We start from the raw sequence: 15,662 nt of genomic DNA, 5'->3' as shown, positions 1-15,662 counted from the left end.
AAACCAACTCACCAGGAATACACGATGTCTGAAAGCAAACTCACTACAGCCGCCGGCTCGCCCGTCGCTGACAACCAGAATTCGATGACTGCCGGCGTCCGCGGCCCGGTGGTGTTGCAAGACGTATGGTTGCTCGAAAAGCTCGCGCACTTCGACCGTGAAGTGATTCCGGAGCGCCGCGTGCACGCCAAGGGTTCAGGCGCTTTCGGTACGCTGAAGGTGACGCAGGACATTTCGCGCTACACAAAGGCCAAAGTGTTTGCCGAAGGGGGCAAGGAAACACCGCTGTTCATGCGCTTTTCGACCGTCGCCGGGGAGCGTGGCGCTGCCGACGCGGAACGCGATGTGCGTGGCTTTTCGATCAAGTTCTACACGGAAGAGGGTAACTGGGACATCGTCGGCAACAACACGCCGGTGTTCTTCATCCGCGATCCGCTCAAGTTCCCGGACTTCATCCACACGCAAAAGCGCGATCCGTACACGAACCTGCGCAGCAACGTGGCGGCGTGGGACTTCTGGTCGCGTCATCCGGAATCGCTGCATCAGGTGACGATTTTGATGAGCGATCGCGGCATTCCGCAGAACTACCGGCAAATGCACGGCTTCGGCTCGCACACGTTCTCGTTCATCAACGCGAAGGATGAGCGCTTCTGGGTCAAGTTCCACTTCAAGTCGATGCAAGGCATCGAGAACTACACCGACGCCGAAGCAGCCCAGGTGGTTGCGCAAGACCGCGAAAGCGCGCAGCGCGATCTGGTCGACAACATCGATAGCGGCAACTTCCCGAAGTGGCGCTTCTGCATTCAGGTGATGCCGGAAGCGGATGCGGCCAAGTATCGCTACAACCCGTTCGATATCACCAAGGTGTGGCCGTACAAAGACTATCCGTTGATCGACGTCGGCACGATTGAACTGAATCGCAACGCGCAGAACTATTTCGCCGATGTCGAGCAGGCAGCCTTTACGCCAGCCAACGTGGTGCCGGGCATCGGCTTCTCGCCGGACCGTCTGTTGCAAGGGCGTCTGTTCTCGTACGGCGACACGCAGCGTTATCGCCTCGGGATCAACCATCATCAGATTCCGGTGAACGCCTCGCGCGTGCAGCGTCAGCATTCGTTCCATCGTGATGGGGGCATGCGCACGGACGGCAATCTGGGCGCGACGGTGAACTATGAGCCGAATCGCTTCGGCGACTTCGCGCAGGATCGCAACGCAGCCGAGCCGCCGCTCGCAGCAGGCGCCGTGGACCGTTACGACCATCGTGAAGACGAGGACTACTACAGCCAGCCGGCCGCGTTGTTCCGGCTGTTCGATGCGGCGCAACGCGAACGCTTCTTCGGCAACATCGCACGCCATATCAACGGCGTGCCGCAGGAGATCCTCGCGCGTCAGCTCGAGCATTTCCGCCGGATCGATCCGGCGTACGCAGAAGGCGTGGTCGCCGCGTTGGCGACGCTCAATGAGAAGGCGAAGTAAGTATCAAACGAAGTGCCACCATGCCGGCTTATGAGGTTGGCGGTGCAGCAGCTCAGGCGGCTAAAACAGACCGCCTGAGCCTCATCCGATAGTGATGGCGAGCGCGTGTGCGTCTTGCCGGTTCGAAGACGAAGCGAAGGAGAACGATCATGGTCCATATGTTGAGTATCGGCGGCGCACGGATCGCACGTGACGCACGCATGGTGTTCGGCGGCAACTTCTCGCGCAAGCTGGTTGGTCTCGCCATCCTGACGAGCGGCTACGCAGTGATAGCGTCGCACGCGCTGCAACACCTGTCAGGCCACTAGGACGGACTGGCGAAACGCTATTTCTGCACTTTTCATACGGAGATTGTCATGTCACTACATTCCACCCGCAATACTCTGCCAGAAGAGATTCGACGCAAGTCCGTGGATCTGCTTGGCCAGTCGCTCGCGACCGCGATCGACGTGCAGCGGCAAGCAAAGCAGGCACACTGGAACGTGAAGGGTCCCAATTTCATCGCGCTGCATCTGCTGTTCGACGAGGTTCACACAGCCGCTATCGAATGGGCCGATCTGTTCACGGAGATTTCCCGGGCAGTAGACGATTATCTGTGGAAGGTCGAAGCCCATAACTACGCAAAGTAGCGTGCGTGGGCGCACACCGGGGCCGCGCCCTCGTTGTGCGTGGCCAACCTCAGGTTGCTGACGGTCTGGCGTTAGTGTGCAATGCGGCTCGCGGCCAGCGGTCGCATAAAGTTCGCGTATTTGTACGATAAACTGGCGGACGTTCGCAGGTTCATGGTTTGCGCGCATTAGCGTGTCAAGCTCTGCCTGCTGCTTCACATCACTCTTCAAAGGAGTCGTCATGGCCAAGAAAGAAACCGTACAACACGTTAACATCGGTATCAGCGACAAGGATCGGAAGAAGATTGCAGACGGCCTGTCGCATCTGCTTGCCGACACGTACACGCTGTACCTGAAGACCCATAACTTCCACTGGAACGTCACGGGGCCGATGTTCAACACGCTGCACCTGATGTTCGAAACGCAGTACAACGAGCTGGCGCTGGCTGTCGATTCGATCGCTGAGCGTATCCGTGCGTTGGGTGTGCATGCGCCGGGCAGCTACAAGGAGTTTGCGAAGCTGTCGTCGATCCCGGAAGCGGACGGCGTGCCCGCAGCAGAAGAAATGATTCGCCAACTGGTGGAAGGCCAGGAAGCCGTGGTGCGCACCGCGCGCGGCATTTTCCCGGCCACCGAAGCCGCCAACGACGAGCCGACTGCCGACCTGCTGACGCAACGCATGCAGACGCACGAAAAGACGGCGTGGATGCTGCGTTCGATGCTGGCTTAAGCTCACGCAGCAGTATGATGCAGTGCCGGGCCTCCCTGAATGGGAGGCTTTGTTTTTTGTGGGCCAGACTTTGGGACTGGCGCGGCGCGCGACCGTGCTGCGCGCTTGCGCGGCCCTCCTCGCGCGCATACCTTAAAATGGCGTCACCGCCCGCACTTGACGACGCCTGCCCATGTTCGCCCGACTCCCTCTGTTTCTGCGCCTCGTCCGCATGGACAAGCCGATCGGCAGCCTGCTGCTGCTTTGGCCGACGCTCAACGCGCTGTGGATTGCGTCGGATGGACATCCTTCGCTGTCGCTGCTCGTTATCTTCACGCTTGGCACGTTCCTGATGCGCTCGGCCGGCTGCGCTGTCAACGACTACGCCGACCGCGATTTCGACCGCTACGTGAAGCGCACCGCGAATCGGCCTATCACGTCGGGCAAAATCAAGGCGTGGGAAGCGCTGGTGCTCGCCGCGGCGCTAGCACTGGTGTCGTTTCTGCTGATTTTGCCGCTTAATACGCTGACGAAAGAGCTGTCGGTGGCGGCGCTGTTCGTCGCGGGGTCGTATCCGTTCACCAAGCGTTTCTTTGCGATTCCGCAGGCGTATCTGGGGATCGCCTTCGGTTTCGGCATTCCGATGGCCTTCGCCGCCGTGCAGGGACATGTGCCGATGCTCGCGTGGCTGATGCTGCTCGCCAATGTGTTCTGGTCGGTGGCGTACGACACGGAATATGCCATGGTCGACCGCGATGACGACATCAAGATCGGCATCCGCACTTCGGCGCTGACCTTCGGCCGCTACGACGTCTTTGCGATCATGCTGTGCTACGCGTTCACGCTGGGCATCTACATTCGCGTCGGCCTGACGCTCGGGTTTGGCCCGCTGTATTGGCTGGGCTGGGCAGTGGCCGCAGGCTGCTCGATCTACCACTACACGCTCATCCGTAATCGCGAACGCATGCCGTGTTTCGCCGCCTTCCGCCATAACAACTGGCTGGGCGGGGCGTTGTTTGCGGGGATTGCGGCGCATTACGCGGCTGCGTCGTTCTGAGCGCCCCAAGCCTGACGCTTTGCGCCAAGCCCTCGTAGAAGGCAATCCGCAAGGGGACTTCCTGCGGATCGCCAAAAGTGCGGGCGGCCCGGCGTTTTCTTAAGAGGCCGGCGCAGCGCCTCGCAGGTTTAGGCCCGCCTTACTGCTTGCCGAACTCCTCGCCCATTTCCTTCGCCCGGGCATCGGCCGCCAGCACGCCACGCACGATCGCATCCTTGATGCCGCTCGCGTCGAACGAGGCGAGTGCGGCCGCCGTCGTGCCGCCCTTCGACGTCACGCGTTCGCGCAACACGCCCGGCGGCTCGTCGGATTGCGCGGCCAGTTGCGCCGCGCCGGTGAAGGTCGCGACGGCCAGCGCGCGACCCTGCGCTTCGTCCATGCCGAGCTGGCGTGCGGCCTCCTGCAGGGCCTCGACGAAGTAGAACACGTAGGCTGGTCCGCTACCCGAGATGGCGGTCACGGCGTCGATCTTTGCTTCGTCGTCGAACCAGACGGTCTCGCCCACGGCGCCCAGCACCTGGGTGGCAAGCGCACGGTCTGCTGCGTCGACACTGCCCGTCGCCGTCAGACCGGCCACGCCCATGCCGATCAGCGCAGGGGTATTCGGCATCACACGCACGATCCGTTGATGACCGTTGAGCCAACGCGACAGGTCGGCGGTGCGAATGCCGGCGACGATGCTGATTACCACCTGCTTGTCACCCAGATGCGGCGCCAGTCCTTCTGCTACCACCTTGAGGACCTGCGGCTTCACGGCCAGCACGATTGCGTCGAACGGCGCGAGGGCGGCATCCGCCCCGGCGCCGGTGCGCACGCCGAACTGCTGCTCGTTGCGCTTGCGGGCGTCTTCGTTGGGGTCGATTGCGTAAAGGTCGGCCGGCGCGACACCGTGCTTGATCAGGCCGCCGATGATTGCAGCGGCCATGTTGCCGCCGCCGATGAAGGCAATTTTCATGATGTTCCGGGAGAAGTCAGTTGGAGTAGTCGCGGTTGCCGAAAATCGCCGTGCCGATGCGCACGATGGTCGCGCCTTCGAGCACCGCGGCTTCGAGATCGCTCGACATGCCCATCGACAGCGTGTCCAGCGCGAATCCGTCGGCGCAGAGGCGCTCGAACAGTTCACGTAGCTGGCGATGTGGCGCGCGTTGTTCTTCGATGGTGTCAGCCGGCTCGGGAATCGACATGAGACCGCGCAGGCGCAGTTGCGGCAGAGCGGCGATGGCATGCGCCGCCTCGGCAGCTTCAGTCGGCGTCACACCGGCTTTCGATGCCTCGCCGCTCACGTTCACCTGCAGACACACGTTGAGCGGCGGCAAATGTGCGGGACGCTGTTCGGCGAGCCGTTGCGCAATCTTCAGGCGATCGACCGAATGCACCCAATCGAAATTTTCCGCAACCGGGCGAGTCTTGTTCGACTGCAGCGGCCCGATGAAATGCCATTCGAGCGACGCGCGCAAATCGGCCAAGGCTTCGATCTTCGTCAACGACTCCTGCACATAGTTCTCGCCGAACATACGCTGGCCGGCCGCATGCGCGGCACGGACATCTTCAGCGGGAAACGTCTTCGAGACCGCGAGGAGGGCGACCGAGCGTGGCTCGCGTCCGGTGAGTTGCTCGGCGAGGACAATACGCTGCGACACCGCGTGGAGGTTGTGTACGAGATCGGGCATGAGACGTCAGAAGAAATCTGCACAGGGGCGATGTACTGGATTATACGGACCCCTGCCGTGCCGCCTGATTGCTCATGCGTACAGCATATGCTCGACGAGTTCGATCCAGTGCGCCACCGGCGTCGACGTGCCGCTTTGCAGGTGCGCAATGCAGCCGACGTTGGCCGATACGATGACCTGCGGTTCCTGCGCCCGCAGCTTTTCGAGCTTCTGATCGCGCAACGCATATGAGAGCGTAGGCTGTGTCAGCGAATACGTTCCGGCCGAGCCACAGCACATATGGCTGTCGGCCGGCAGCCGCACCTCAATGCCGAGCGCGGCCAGCACGTGCTCGACCTGGCCGCGCAACTGCTGACCGTGCTGCAGCGTGCAGGGCGGATGGAACGCCACCGTATGGACGGCGCGGCGGCGCGTTACGGCGACGAGCGCCTCCTCGAACTCCGGCAGGATCTCGGAGATGTCGCGCGTCAGCCCGACAATGCGCTGCGCCTTCTCGGCGTAGACCGGATCGTTACGCAGCAGGTGCGCGTATTCCTTGACCGTGGCGCCACAGCCTGATGCGTTCATCACGATCGCTTCGACGCCCTGTTCAACGTACGGCCACCACGCGTCGATGTTGGCGCGGATATCGTTGAGCGCTTCGTCGTTGTAGCCCAGATGCAGGCGGATCGCGCCGCAACAGCCGGCCTCGGATGCGACGATCGTCTCGACTCCGAGCGCATCGAGCACGCGAGCGGTGGCGATGTTGACGTTCGGCATCATCGACGGCTGCACGCAACCGGCGAGCATCAGCATCTTGCGCTCGTGTTTCGCGACGGGCCATTCGAGCGGGCGCTGGCGCGCCGGCACCTTGTCGCGCAGCTTTTTCGGCAAGAACGCGCGCACGTGCTGGCCTAGGCGCATCGCAGGCGTGAACAGCGCGCTGTTCGGCACAAAGCTCGCCAGCACGCGGCGCAGCAGCCGTTGACCGAAGGGACGGTCAACCTTTTCTTCGGTGATCTTGCGGCCGATTTCCACCAGCCGCCCATACTGCACGCCCGATGGGCAGGTAGTTTCGCAATTGCGGCAGGTGAGGCAGCGGTCCAGATGGGTCTGGGTGCTGCGCGTCACCTCCGCGCCTTCGACCATCTGCTTGATCAGATAGATGCGCCCGCGCGGGCCGTCAAGCTCGTCGCCGAGCAACTGGTAGGTCGGGCAGGTGGCGGTACAGAAGCCGCAGTGCACGCATTTGCGCAGAATGGCGTCGGCTTCGGCGCCGTCGGCGGTGTGGCGAATGAATTCCGCGAGGTTGGTTTGCATCGCGCCGCTCAGAAGTCGGGGTACAGCCGGCCGCGATTGAAGATGCGGGCTGGGTCAAAAGCGGCCTTCAGGCCACGATGGATTTTCATCAGCGGTGCAGGCAACGGGGTAAACACGCCGGTACTGCGGTCATAGCCCTGGCCCGTGCGGAAGATGGTTGCGTGACCGCCAGCCTGTTTGGCGCTGATGCGCACGGTTTGCGCGTCGGTGTCGGTGATCCACCAGCGTTGGCCGCCGCCCCATTCCATCAACTGGGCGCCCGGCAGTTGCAGCGGTTCGGTGATCGACGGCAGCGCGAGGCGCCACAGGGCGTTCTTGGGTCCAATGGCCGCGAAGAACGGGTCGGTCTGCTCGCGCAAGCCGGCCCAGAAACGTTCGGCTTCGACAGCGTCGACCACCTCGCCGCCAAGCGACGAGCGCGCCGATTTGACGGCGGCTTCGGCGCCGCCGAGGCGCACCGCGAGCGTGCCGTGGCGCCACGCGCTCGCCGTGATCGGCAGCGGGCGGCCGCCCCATTCGTTGAGCTTGCGGACCGCATCGGTGCCGTTCATGTCGAATTTGAGCGTGGCTTCGGCCTTCGGGAACGGCAGCACCTTCACCGACAACTCGAGGACCAGACCGAGGGTGCCGAGCGAACCGGCCAACAGACGCGAGACGTCGTAGCCGGCCACGTTTTTCACCACCTGGCCGCCAAAGTGGAGCACCTGCCCGTGGCCGTTCATGATGACCGCGCCGAGCACGAAGTCGCGCGCAGCCCCGGCGGACGGGCGGCGCGGACCGGCGATACCGGCCGCGATGCAGCCGCCGAGGGTGGCGCTGGGGCCGAAATGGGGCGGCTCGAAGGCGAGCATCTGGGCATGGTCGGCCAGCGCGGCCTCGATTTCCAGCAGCGGTGTACCGGCGCGTGCGGTAATGACCAGTTCGGCTGGATCATAGGCGATGATGCCGCGATGCGCGCGCGTGTCGAGGATGTCTCCCTCCAGCGTCTGCCCGTACCAGTCCTTGGTGCCGCCGCCGCGAATGCGTAACGGGCGGCCTTCGGCGGTGGCCGAACGGATGCGTTCGGACCATACGGCGACGATGTCGTCCTCTTCCATGGTGTCCTGCTTCGTTGTGTTTCGCTTGATTGTACCTGGCAGGGGCGTGCTGACAACCCGGAGCGGACCCGCATCGGGTTGGTGGGTGGTAGGGCGGTTTTGAGGGGGCGGCGGTCTTTTGAATGCAGGCGCCGCCCGAAGGTGCCAAAAGCGGGCTAAAACCGCGGCAAGTCCGGATGCGGCAGCAAACCGCCGCGCACATGCATCTTGCCGTACTCGGCGCAGCGCGCCCGCGTCGGGATGCCTTTGTCCGGGTTCAGCAGGCCGGGTGGGTCGAAAGCCCGCTTGACGGCGTGAAACGCATCGCGTTCTTCGGGCGAGAACTGCACGCACATGGAATTGATCTTTTCGATGCCGACACCGTGCTCGCCCGTCACCGTGCCGCCCAATTCGACGCAGGTCTCAAGGATGTCGGAGCCGAACGCCTCCGCCCGGTGCCACTCGTCCAGATCGTTACCGTTGAAGAGGATCAGCGGGTGCATGTTGCCGTCGCCGGCATGGAAAACGTTGATACAGCGCAACTGATACTTCTTTTCCATCGCCTCGATGCGCGCGAGCAGCGGCCCGATACTGCGGCGCGGCACCGTGCCGTCCATGCAGTAGTAATCCGGTGAGATGCGGCCCGCGGCCGGGAACGCGTTCTTGCGTCCGGACCAGAACCGAAGGCGTTCGCTTTCGGAGCGCGAGATCTGAATGCGCGTCGCTCCGTGCTCGCGCAGCACGGCTGTCATGCGGACGATTTCATCGGCCACTTCCTCGGGCGTGCCGTCCGATTCGCATAACAGGATGGCTGCGGCGTCGAGGTCGTAACCGGCGTTGACGAACTCCTCGACGGCGCGCGTCGCGGGCTTGTCCATCATCTCCAGGCCGGCCGGAATGATGCCCGCGGCGATGATGCCGGCGACCGCATCGCCGCCTTTCACGACATCGTCGAAGCTCGCCATCACGACCTGCGCGGTCTGCGGCTTGGGGATCAGCTTGACGGTCACTTCGGTGACGATCGCAAACATGCCCTCGCTGCCAATCAGCACCGCCAGCAGGTCGAGCCCCGGCGCGTCGGGCGCCAGCGAGCCGAATTCGACCACCTCGCCTTCCATCGTAACGGCCCGCACCCGTAGCACGTTATGCACGGTCAGGCCGTACTTCAGGCAGTGCACGCCGCCGGAATTTTCCGACACGTTGCCGCCGATCGTGCAGGCAATCTGCGACGAAGGATCGGGGGCGTAGTAGAGCCCGTAGGGTGCGGCCGCTTCTGAGATCGCGAGGTTTCGCACGCCAGGTTGAACCGTTGCGGTACGGGCATACGAGTCCACTTCGACGATTTTTCTGAAGCGCGCCAGCGACACCACCACGCCGTGACGGATTGGCATGGCGCCGCCTGACAGGCCCGTGCCGGCGCCGCGCGGCACGATCGGCACGTCGAGCCGGTGGCAGATCTGCACGATGCGCTGCACCTGCGATTCGGTTTCCGGCAAGGCAACCGCCAGGGGCAGCCGGCGATAGGCGGCGAGACCGTCGCACTCGTAGGCGACCGTGTCTTCCTCCCGGTATAGCAGGCAATGGTTTGGCAGCACGGCCATCAGTGCCTGCACGACCTCGCGTTGGCGCTGCGCGAGCACTTCAGCCGACAATTCGGCGGGGGCATTCATTGTTCCTCTCCTCCTACTCCGTCCGTTGCGCCGGGTGCGCGGTCTTGCCGCGCGAGGTGATACAGGCATCGGTCAGCGGGCGCGGCCTAAGCTGCCCACGAGAAAATCTTGCCGGGGTTCATCAGATTGCGCGGGTCGAGCGCGTGTTTGATCGAGCGCATTGTGTCGACGGCGACTTCGCCATGTTCTTCCAGCAGGAAGCCCATCTTATGCAAGCCGACGCCGTGTTCGCCGGTGCAGGTACCGTCCATCCGCAGCGCGCGCTGCACGATGCGCTGGTTGAGACGCTCGGCTTCCACGAGTTCTTCCGGCTTGGCCGGGTCGATCAGGATCGCGACGTGGAAATTGCCGTCACCCACATGGCCAACGATCGGGCAGGGCAGCGGCGAGGCGAGCAGATCCTGTTCGGTCTCGACCACGCATTCCGCGAGCCGCGAGATCGGCACACACACGTCAGTGGTCACTGCACGGCAGCCCGGCTTCAGTTGCAGCATCGCGAAATAGGCGTTGTGCCGCGCGTTCCAAAGACGGCTGCGATCTTCCGGACGGGTGGCCCATTCGAAGCCTTCCCCTGAGTTCTGCGCGGTGATCTCCTGCACCGTTTCAGCCTGTTCCTTCACGCCGGCTTCGGTGCCGTGGAACTCGAAGAACAGCGTGGGGGCTTCACGCAACGTGAGGTTGGAATGGCGGTTGATGGAACGGATGGCGAGCGAATCAACAAACTCCACGCGCGCAATCGGTACGCCCATCTGAATGGTCTCGATGACGGCGCGCACTGCGTCGCCCATCGACGGAAACGTGCACACCGCCGCCGAGACGGCCTCCGGTTGCGGATAGAGCCGCAAGGTGATTTCGGTGATGACGCCAAGGGTGCCTTCGGAGCCTACAAAGAGGCGCGTCAGGTCATAGCCCGCCGACGACTTGCGGGCCCGTGTGCCGGTCTTGATGACGCGGCCGTCCGCCAGCACGACGGTGAGGCCGAGCACGTTCTCGCGCATCGTGCCGTAGCGTACGGCGTTGGTGCCCGAGGCGCGCGTCGCCGACATGCCGCCGATGCTCGCATCCGCACCAGGGTCGATCGGGAAGAAGAGGCCCGTGTCGCGTAGCGCTTCGTTCAGTTGCTTGCGTGAGATGCCCGGTTCGACGGTGACGGTGAGGTCTTCCGCGTTGATCGACAATACCTGGTTCATCTCGGACAGATCGATCGACACGCCGCCCTGTACCGCCAGCAGATGGCCTTCCAGCGACGAGCCGTTGCCATAAGGAATGATCGGCACATCGTGTTGCCCGCAGAGTCTGACGATGGTCTGCACGTCTTCCGTATTGCGCGCGAAAACCACGGCGTCAGGCAATTGCGGATCGAACGGCGATTCGTCGCGGCCATGGTGGGCGCGCACGGCTTCGGCGATCGAGACGCGCTCACCGAAGGCGGACTTGAGCGAGGTGAGCAACTCGGCGGGGAAGGGACGGCGCAACGGGGCCGGCGGCGCGGGATGATTCACACGTGTCTCCTGATGACGGGCTTGGCGTCTGTAGTTTCCAATCCATTTTACGCCGATCGTCCGGCGGCCGGCGCCTGGCCGGACGGCCGATCCTATAATGTCGGCGTTACGGGCAGACGCGGGGCAAACGAGCGGCGGACGAGCGGCGGACGCACGATCGCGCGGCAGACGCGCGATGGGCGCGGCTGGCACGGCGCAGTCGCACCCGACACTGAAAGGAAGGCACATATCATGGGCAATCGCTTGAACAAGATCGCCACCCGCACCGGCGACGACGGCACCACGGGCCTCGGCGACGGCCGCCGGGTGCGCAAGGACGATGCGCGGATCGCGGCGATCGGCGAGGTGGACGAGCTCAACTCGAATCTCGGCGTGCTGCTGTGCGAAACCTTGCCGGACAATGTGCGCGCGGCGCTCACCGCAATCCAGCACGACCTGTTCGATCTGGGCGGCGAGCTGTGCATTCCCGGCCACACGATGATTGCCGACAAGCATCTCGGCCAGCTCGACGGCTGGCTCGCCGAATACAACGCGACGCTGCCGCCGCTCAAGGAGTTCATTTTGCCCGGCGGCTCGCGGGCAGCCGCGCTTGCGCATGTGTGCCGGACGGTGTGCCGTCGGGCCGAACGGGCCATCGTGGCGCTTGGCCAGACCGAGACCATCAACGCGGCGCCGCGTCAATACGTCAACCGCCTGTCGGATCTGCTGTTTGTGCTGGCGCGCGTGCTCAATCGTGCGGACGGCGGTACAGACGTGCTCTGGCAGCACGAGCGCGGCGCGAAGTAAGGCGTCCGCCCAGCCGAAGCGTCGCCGCGTCAGCCGACGGCCAAGGTGACCGGCTTGCCGATCCGGCTCATCATCTCGACCAGTGTGTCGATAGTGAACTTGGCGGTTTTCTTGTTGACCACGTCGGATACCCGCGGGCGCGACACCATCAGGATCTCGGCCGCTTCGGCCTGCTTCAGATGGTGCTCGTCGATCCAGCTGGACAATTCGGTCATCAACTGTTCCTTCAAGAGCCGCGTGTCGTTGATCTGTTTCTGCGACGCCGCGTGCAGCCGCGCCGCTTCCTCAGCGGGAAATCCCAGGTCCAGGAACAGGTTGTCTCCCGGCTTCGTTACGTGACGGATTTTGGTGTCGATCGTCATTGCTATGCCTTTCTATCGTTGACTATGGCGCGATACCGCGCCTCTGCAATCTCACAGTCATGCCGGCTGGTGGCCTGCGTCTTTTTCTGGAAGCAGTGCAGTACATAAATGGCTTCCACGAACTTCGCCACGTACATCACCCGGTAGGCGCCGGTACTGTCCTTGAGGCGGATTTCACGCGTACCTGGGCCGACCGCCGCAAACGGTTTCCAGTCGTCCGGATCCAGACTTGCCTGGATTTTTCCCAGCTGAAAGCCGGCTTGCCGACGTGGCTCCTCGGGAAACGCCAGCAGATCGTCATAGCTGGAACCCACCCAGCGGATTTCTTTGTCTTGCCCCATGAGTACCTTGCACGTATAAAATTTTATACCAGACTTCCAGGGAAGGCAATATGCCTCCTATCCCGCCATGGGCAAGTACGGTACAGGGGCACGACACGGGCCACCATTCGTCCGTTCGGCTAACTAAACGATTCGCCGCGACGACCCGTGAGGACAAAAAAAAAAAAGCCCGGCTCACTGAGCCGGGCTTGCGTTGCTGCCAAAGGCTATCGCACAGCGTTACCGCTTAATTCCCGCTGCCACGCGCCACGCGGCGATGCTTGACGGCTTCGGCCAAACCTTCCAGCACGGCGATGCTTTCGTCCCACCCAATGCAGGCATCGGTCACGCTCTGGCCGTAGGTCAGCTCGCAGCCTTCCTTCAGATCCTGGCGGCCGGCGACGAGGTGCGACTCCACCATCACGCCGATAATCCGCTCGTCGCCGCCGGCAATCTGGCGGCCAATGTCCGCACATACCGGAATCTGGTTCTCGTGCTTCTTCGAGCTATTGGCATGGCTCGCATCGATCATCAGGCGTGCCGCGAGGCCCGCCTTGCCGATGTCGGCGCAAGCCGCGTTGACGCTCTCCGCATCGTAGTTCGGCGTTTTACCGCCGCGCAAAATGATGTGGCAGTCCTCATTGCCGGCCGTCGAGACGATCGCCGAGTGGCCGCCCTTCGTCACCGACAGGAAATGGTGCGGCTGCGACGCGGCCTTGATGGCATCGACGGCGATCTTCACGTTGCCGTCCGTGCCATTCTTGAAGCCTACCGGGCACGACAGTCCCGAAGCCAGTTCGCGGTGCACCTGCGACTCCGTCGTGCGTGCGCCGATTGCGCCCCACGAGATCAGGTCAGCGATGTATTGCGGGCTGATCATATCGAGGTATTCAGTGCCCGCCGGCAGGCCGAGTTCGTTGATGCGCAACAGCAGTTCGCGCGCGGTGCGCAGGCCTTCGTTGATCTTGAAGCTGTTATCCATGTGCGGGTCGTTGATGAGACCCTTCCAACCCACCGTCGTGCGCGGCTTTTCGAAGTACACCCGCATCACGATTTCGAGTTCGCCCGCGAAGCGCTTGCGCTGCTCGACGAGGCGTCCCGCGTATTCGACCGCCGCCTTGGTATCGTGGATCGAACACGGCCCGATGATCACGATCAACCGGTCTTCCATGCCGTGCAGGATACGGTGCATCGATTGGCGCGAATGGTAGATCAGGTCCGACACCGCTTCTTCACAGGCGAATTCGCGGATCAGGTGGGCAGGCGGCGTGAGTTCTTTCAATTCTCGAATACGGACATCGTCGGTGTTATGCGGGGGCATGGTGGTTCTCCAGGATTCGGTTCGTAGCGTGTGTTCGGTGTTCGCTCAGGGCGAAAAAAAACCGCCAGACTCGCTGGCGGTTTTTCGGGAATTTCGGGTGCCTTACGTGCACTAACACCCCTCTCGATCCGCCAGCGGTCTGAGATGCCAGAAAAAGTAAAAATAAAACTTGGCGGACATGGCGAAAGTAAGGTCGCTGGTGAAAAAGGGTGACTGACTTTATAACCCGGGCAGTCTCAGTTGACAACCAGGGGTCGGTAAAAATGCGGATAATCCGCATACTTCGTGAAAAACATGCACGAAGTATGCGTCAAGGTGGTAATCAGGCCGTGCCACCGACCGTCATCTTCTCGATGCGCAGCGTCGGCTGGCCGACGCCCACCGGCACGCTTTGGCCTTCCTTGCCGCATACGCCGACGCCCGAATCGAGCGACATATCGTTACCGATCATGGTGACGTACTTGAGCGATTCCGGGCCACTGCCGATCAGCGTCGCACCCTTGACCGGGTAGGTGACCTTGCCGTTTTCGATCATGTAGGCCTCGGAGGCCGAGAACACGAACTTGCCGTTGGTGATGTCCACCTGGCCGCCGCCGAAGTTCACCGCGTACAGGCCGTTCTTGACCGACGCGATGATTTCCTGCGGATCCTTGTCACCGTTCAGCATGTAGGTGTTGGTCATGCGCGGCATCGGCAGGGCGGCGTACGATTCGCGGCGCGCGTTGCCGGTCACCGGCATCTTCATCAGACGGGCGTTCAGCGTGTCCTGGATGTAGCCCTTCAGGATGCCGTCCTCGATCAGCGTGGTGCACTGGGTCGGGTTGCCTTCGTCGTCGATATTCAGCGAGCCGCGGCGGTTCGGCAGTGTGCCGTCGTCGACCACGGTGACGCCCTTGGCGGCAACCTGCTCGCCGATGCGTCCGGCGAATGCCGACGAGCCCTTGCGGTTGAAGTCGCCTTCGAGGCCGTGGCCGATCGCTTCGTGCAGCAGCACGCCGGGCCAGCCCGGTCCGAGCACGACCGTCATCGCGCCAGCCGGGGCCGGGCGGGCGTCGAGGTTGACCAGCGCGGCATGCACGGCGTCGTCGACGTACTTCGACAGCACGTCGTCAGTGAAATAGCCGTAATCGAAGCGGCCACCGCCGCCGCCGCTGCCGATTTCGCGGCGGCCGTTCTGCTCGGCGATCACCGTGACGGACACGCGCACGAGCGGCCGGATGTCGGCGGCCATCGCGCCGTCGCTGCGCGCAACCAGCACCACGTCGTATTCGCCGGCGAGGCCCGCCATCACCTGGGTGATGCGCGGATCGCGGCTGCGTGCCATCTGTTCGACGCGCTCGAGCAGCTTGACCTTGGCCGTCGCGTCGAGCGAGTGCAGCGGGTCGGACGGCAGATACAGGTCGCGCCCGGCAACGCCGGTCAGCGAAGAGGCCACCTTGATCTTCTGCTTGCCGCCGCCGGCCTTGGCGATGGAGCGGGTGGAGAGCGCCGCCTGGCGGATGGCTTCAGGCGACAGATCGTCCGAGTAGGCAAACGCGGTCCGGTCACCGGACACGGCGCGCACGCCGACCCCTTGATCGATGCTGAAGCTGCCTGATTTCACGATGCCCTCTTCAAGGCTCCACGCTTCGCTACGGGTGGCCTGGAAGTACAGGTCCGCGTAGTCGATGCGGTGCGTGAAGATTTCGGCGAGCGTGCGGGTGAGCACGGCTTCGTCGAGGCCGTAAGGCGTGAGGAGCACGTCCTTGGCGGTGGCGAGATTGCGGATACCGGGTTCGATGATATTCATGCGAGGTATGTTCTGCT

Annotated in this window: 16 protein-coding genes; 6 read left to right on the top strand and 10 right to left on the bottom strand. The window is 63.2% G+C overall.

Annotated features, from left to right (window positions below):
* Nucleotides 1-24: 24 nt before the first annotated feature.
* The 5 genes from P3T40_RS06325 (at nt 25) to ubiA (ending at nt 3,850) form a co-directional block, all read left to right on the top strand.
* A complete protein-coding gene (locus P3T40_RS06325) occupies nt 25-1,476 on the top strand; it encodes a catalase (RefSeq protein WP_429266829.1) in 1,452 nt (483 codons plus the stop codon).
* Between the two features lie 149 nt (nt 1,477-1,625).
* On the top strand, nt 1,626-1,784 hold the full coding sequence (locus P3T40_RS06320; protein WP_429266828.1) for a hypothetical protein: 159 nt from the start codon (nt 1,626-1,628) through the stop codon (nt 1,782-1,784).
* Nucleotides 1,785-1,832: 48 nt separating this feature from the next.
* The gene (locus P3T40_RS06315) at nt 1,833-2,105 is read left to right on the top strand and encodes a ferritin-like domain-containing protein (protein WP_429266827.1); all 273 of its coding nucleotides are present in this window, start codon (nt 1,833-1,835) and stop codon (nt 2,103-2,105) included.
* Nucleotides 2,106-2,325: 220 nt separating this feature from the next.
* Complete coding sequence (locus P3T40_RS06310) at nt 2,326-2,814, top strand: Dps family protein (RefSeq protein WP_074302390.1); 489 nt, start codon at nt 2,326-2,328, stop codon at nt 2,812-2,814.
* A gap of 172 nt (nt 2,815-2,986) precedes the next feature.
* A complete protein-coding gene (ubiA, locus tag P3T40_RS06305) occupies nt 2,987-3,850 on the top strand; it encodes a 4-hydroxybenzoate octaprenyltransferase (RefSeq protein WP_429266826.1) in 864 nt (287 codons plus the stop codon).
* A gap of 139 nt (nt 3,851-3,989) precedes the next feature.
* Here ubiA and proC read toward each other — a convergent pair whose 3' ends face one another.
* The 6 genes from proC to P3T40_RS06275 all read right to left on the bottom strand — a co-directional run bounded on the left by proC (nt 3,990) and on the right by P3T40_RS06275 (nt 11,067).
* Complete coding sequence (gene proC, locus P3T40_RS06300) at nt 3,990-4,805, bottom strand: pyrroline-5-carboxylate reductase (RefSeq protein WP_429266825.1); 816 nt, start codon at nt 4,803-4,805, stop codon at nt 3,990-3,992.
* Nucleotides 4,806-4,821: 16 nt separating this feature from the next.
* Entirely contained in the window at nt 4,822-5,520 is a 699-nt protein-coding gene (locus tag P3T40_RS06295) for a YggS family pyridoxal phosphate-dependent enzyme (RefSeq protein WP_429266824.1), read from the bottom strand.
* A 72-nt stretch (nt 5,521-5,592) separates the two neighbouring features.
* Nucleotides 5,593-6,819 (bottom strand): glycolate oxidase subunit GlcF, encoded by a 1,227-nt coding sequence (glcF, locus tag P3T40_RS06290; RefSeq protein WP_429266823.1) that lies wholly within the window; start codon nt 6,817-6,819, stop codon nt 5,593-5,595.
* 8 nt (nt 6,820-6,827) lie between these two features.
* Nucleotides 6,828-7,916, bottom strand: coding sequence for a glycolate oxidase subunit GlcE (gene glcE / locus P3T40_RS06285; RefSeq protein ID WP_429266822.1), 1,089 nt, complete (start codon nt 7,914-7,916; stop codon nt 6,828-6,830).
* 155 nt (nt 7,917-8,071) lie between these two features.
* The gene (locus P3T40_RS06280; RefSeq protein WP_429266821.1) at nt 8,072-9,565 is read right to left on the bottom strand and encodes an FAD-linked oxidase C-terminal domain-containing protein; all 1,494 of its coding nucleotides are present in this window, start codon (nt 9,563-9,565) and stop codon (nt 8,072-8,074) included.
* Between the two features lie 86 nt (nt 9,566-9,651).
* Entirely contained in the window at nt 9,652-11,067 is a 1,416-nt protein-coding gene (locus tag P3T40_RS06275) for an FAD-binding oxidoreductase (protein ID WP_429266820.1), read from the bottom strand.
* Nucleotides 11,068-11,298: 231 nt separating this feature from the next.
* Here P3T40_RS06275 and P3T40_RS06270 point away from each other — a divergent pair, with 231 nt between their 5' ends.
* Nucleotides 11,299-11,853, top strand: coding sequence for a cob(I)yrinic acid a,c-diamide adenosyltransferase (locus P3T40_RS06270; RefSeq protein WP_429266989.1), 555 nt, complete (start codon nt 11,299-11,301; stop codon nt 11,851-11,853).
* 29 nt (nt 11,854-11,882) lie between these two features.
* On the opposite strand, the gene P3T40_RS06265 is transcribed toward P3T40_RS06270, so the two are convergent.
* The 4 genes from P3T40_RS06265 to tldD form a co-directional block, all read right to left on the bottom strand.
* Nucleotides 11,883-12,215 carry a helix-turn-helix domain-containing protein gene (locus P3T40_RS06265; RefSeq protein WP_429266819.1) on the bottom strand — a complete coding sequence of 111 codons (333 nt, stop codon included), beginning with the start codon at nt 12,213-12,215 and terminating at the stop codon, nt 11,883-11,885.
* Nucleotides 12,216-12,217: 2 nt separating this feature from the next.
* A complete protein-coding gene (locus tag P3T40_RS06260; RefSeq protein WP_429266818.1) occupies nt 12,218-12,556 on the bottom strand; it encodes a type II toxin-antitoxin system RelE/ParE family toxin in 339 nt (112 codons plus the stop codon).
* 226 nt (nt 12,557-12,782) lie between these two features.
* Nucleotides 12,783-13,856, bottom strand: a complete 1,074-nt coding sequence (aroG, locus tag P3T40_RS06255; RefSeq protein ID WP_429266817.1) for a 3-deoxy-7-phosphoheptulonate synthase AroG — start codon at nt 13,854-13,856, stop codon at nt 12,783-12,785.
* Nucleotides 13,857-14,178: 322 nt separating this feature from the next.
* Nucleotides 14,179-15,645, bottom strand: coding sequence for a metalloprotease TldD (gene tldD, locus P3T40_RS06250; protein WP_429266816.1), 1,467 nt, complete (start codon nt 15,643-15,645; stop codon nt 14,179-14,181).
* Nucleotides 15,646-15,662: the final 17 nt, after the last annotated feature.

The organism is Paraburkholderia sp. EB58 (genome assembly GCF_050436665.1).
Lineage (GTDB): Bacteria > Pseudomonadota > Gammaproteobacteria > Burkholderiales > Burkholderiaceae > Paraburkholderia.
Note: the sequence above shows the minus strand (reverse complement) of the source record. Positions and strands in the feature narration are given on the sequence as shown.

Excerpts from the sequence above, each read along its gene's own strand:
- P3T40_RS06280 (WP_429266821.1), bottom strand. The coding sequence starts at position 9,565 with ATGAATGCCCCCGCCGAATTGTCGGCTGAAGTGCTCGCGCAGCGCCAA.
- P3T40_RS06270 (WP_429266989.1), top strand. The coding sequence starts at position 11,299 with ATGGGCAATCGCTTGAACAAGATCGCCACCCGCACCGGCGACGACGGC.
- proC (WP_429266825.1), bottom strand. The coding sequence starts at position 4,805 with ATGAAAATTGCCTTCATCGGCGGCGGCAACATGGCCGCTGCAATCATC.
- P3T40_RS06260 (WP_429266818.1), bottom strand. The coding sequence starts at position 12,556 with ATGGGGCAAGACAAAGAAATCCGCTGGGTGGGTTCCAGCTATGACGAT.
- P3T40_RS06265 (WP_429266819.1), bottom strand. The coding sequence starts at position 12,215 with ATGACGATCGACACCAAAATCCGTCACGTAACGAAGCCGGGAGACAAC.
- ubiA (WP_429266826.1), top strand. The coding sequence starts at position 2,987 with ATGTTCGCCCGACTCCCTCTGTTTCTGCGCCTCGTCCGCATGGACAAG.
- aroG (WP_429266817.1), bottom strand. The coding sequence starts at position 13,856 with ATGCCCCCGCATAACACCGACGATGTCCGTATTCGAGAATTGAAAGAA.
- P3T40_RS06295 (WP_429266824.1), bottom strand. The coding sequence starts at position 5,520 with ATGCCCGATCTCGTACACAACCTCCACGCGGTGTCGCAGCGTATTGTC.
- glcF (WP_429266823.1), bottom strand. The coding sequence starts at position 6,819 with ATGCAAACCAACCTCGCGGAATTCATTCGCCACACCGCCGACGGCGCC.
- P3T40_RS06325 (WP_429266829.1), top strand. The coding sequence starts at position 25 with ATGTCTGAAAGCAAACTCACTACAGCCGCCGGCTCGCCCGTCGCTGAC.
- P3T40_RS06315 (WP_429266827.1), top strand. The coding sequence starts at position 1,833 with ATGTCACTACATTCCACCCGCAATACTCTGCCAGAAGAGATTCGACGC.
- P3T40_RS06310 (WP_074302390.1), top strand. The coding sequence starts at position 2,326 with ATGGCCAAGAAAGAAACCGTACAACACGTTAACATCGGTATCAGCGAC.
- P3T40_RS06320 (WP_429266828.1), top strand. The coding sequence starts at position 1,626 with ATGGTCCATATGTTGAGTATCGGCGGCGCACGGATCGCACGTGACGCA.
- glcE (WP_429266822.1), bottom strand. The coding sequence starts at position 7,916 with ATGGAAGAGGACGACATCGTCGCCGTATGGTCCGAACGCATCCGTTCG.
- tldD (WP_429266816.1), bottom strand. The coding sequence starts at position 15,645 with ATGAATATCATCGAACCCGGTATCCGCAATCTCGCCACCGCCAAGGAC.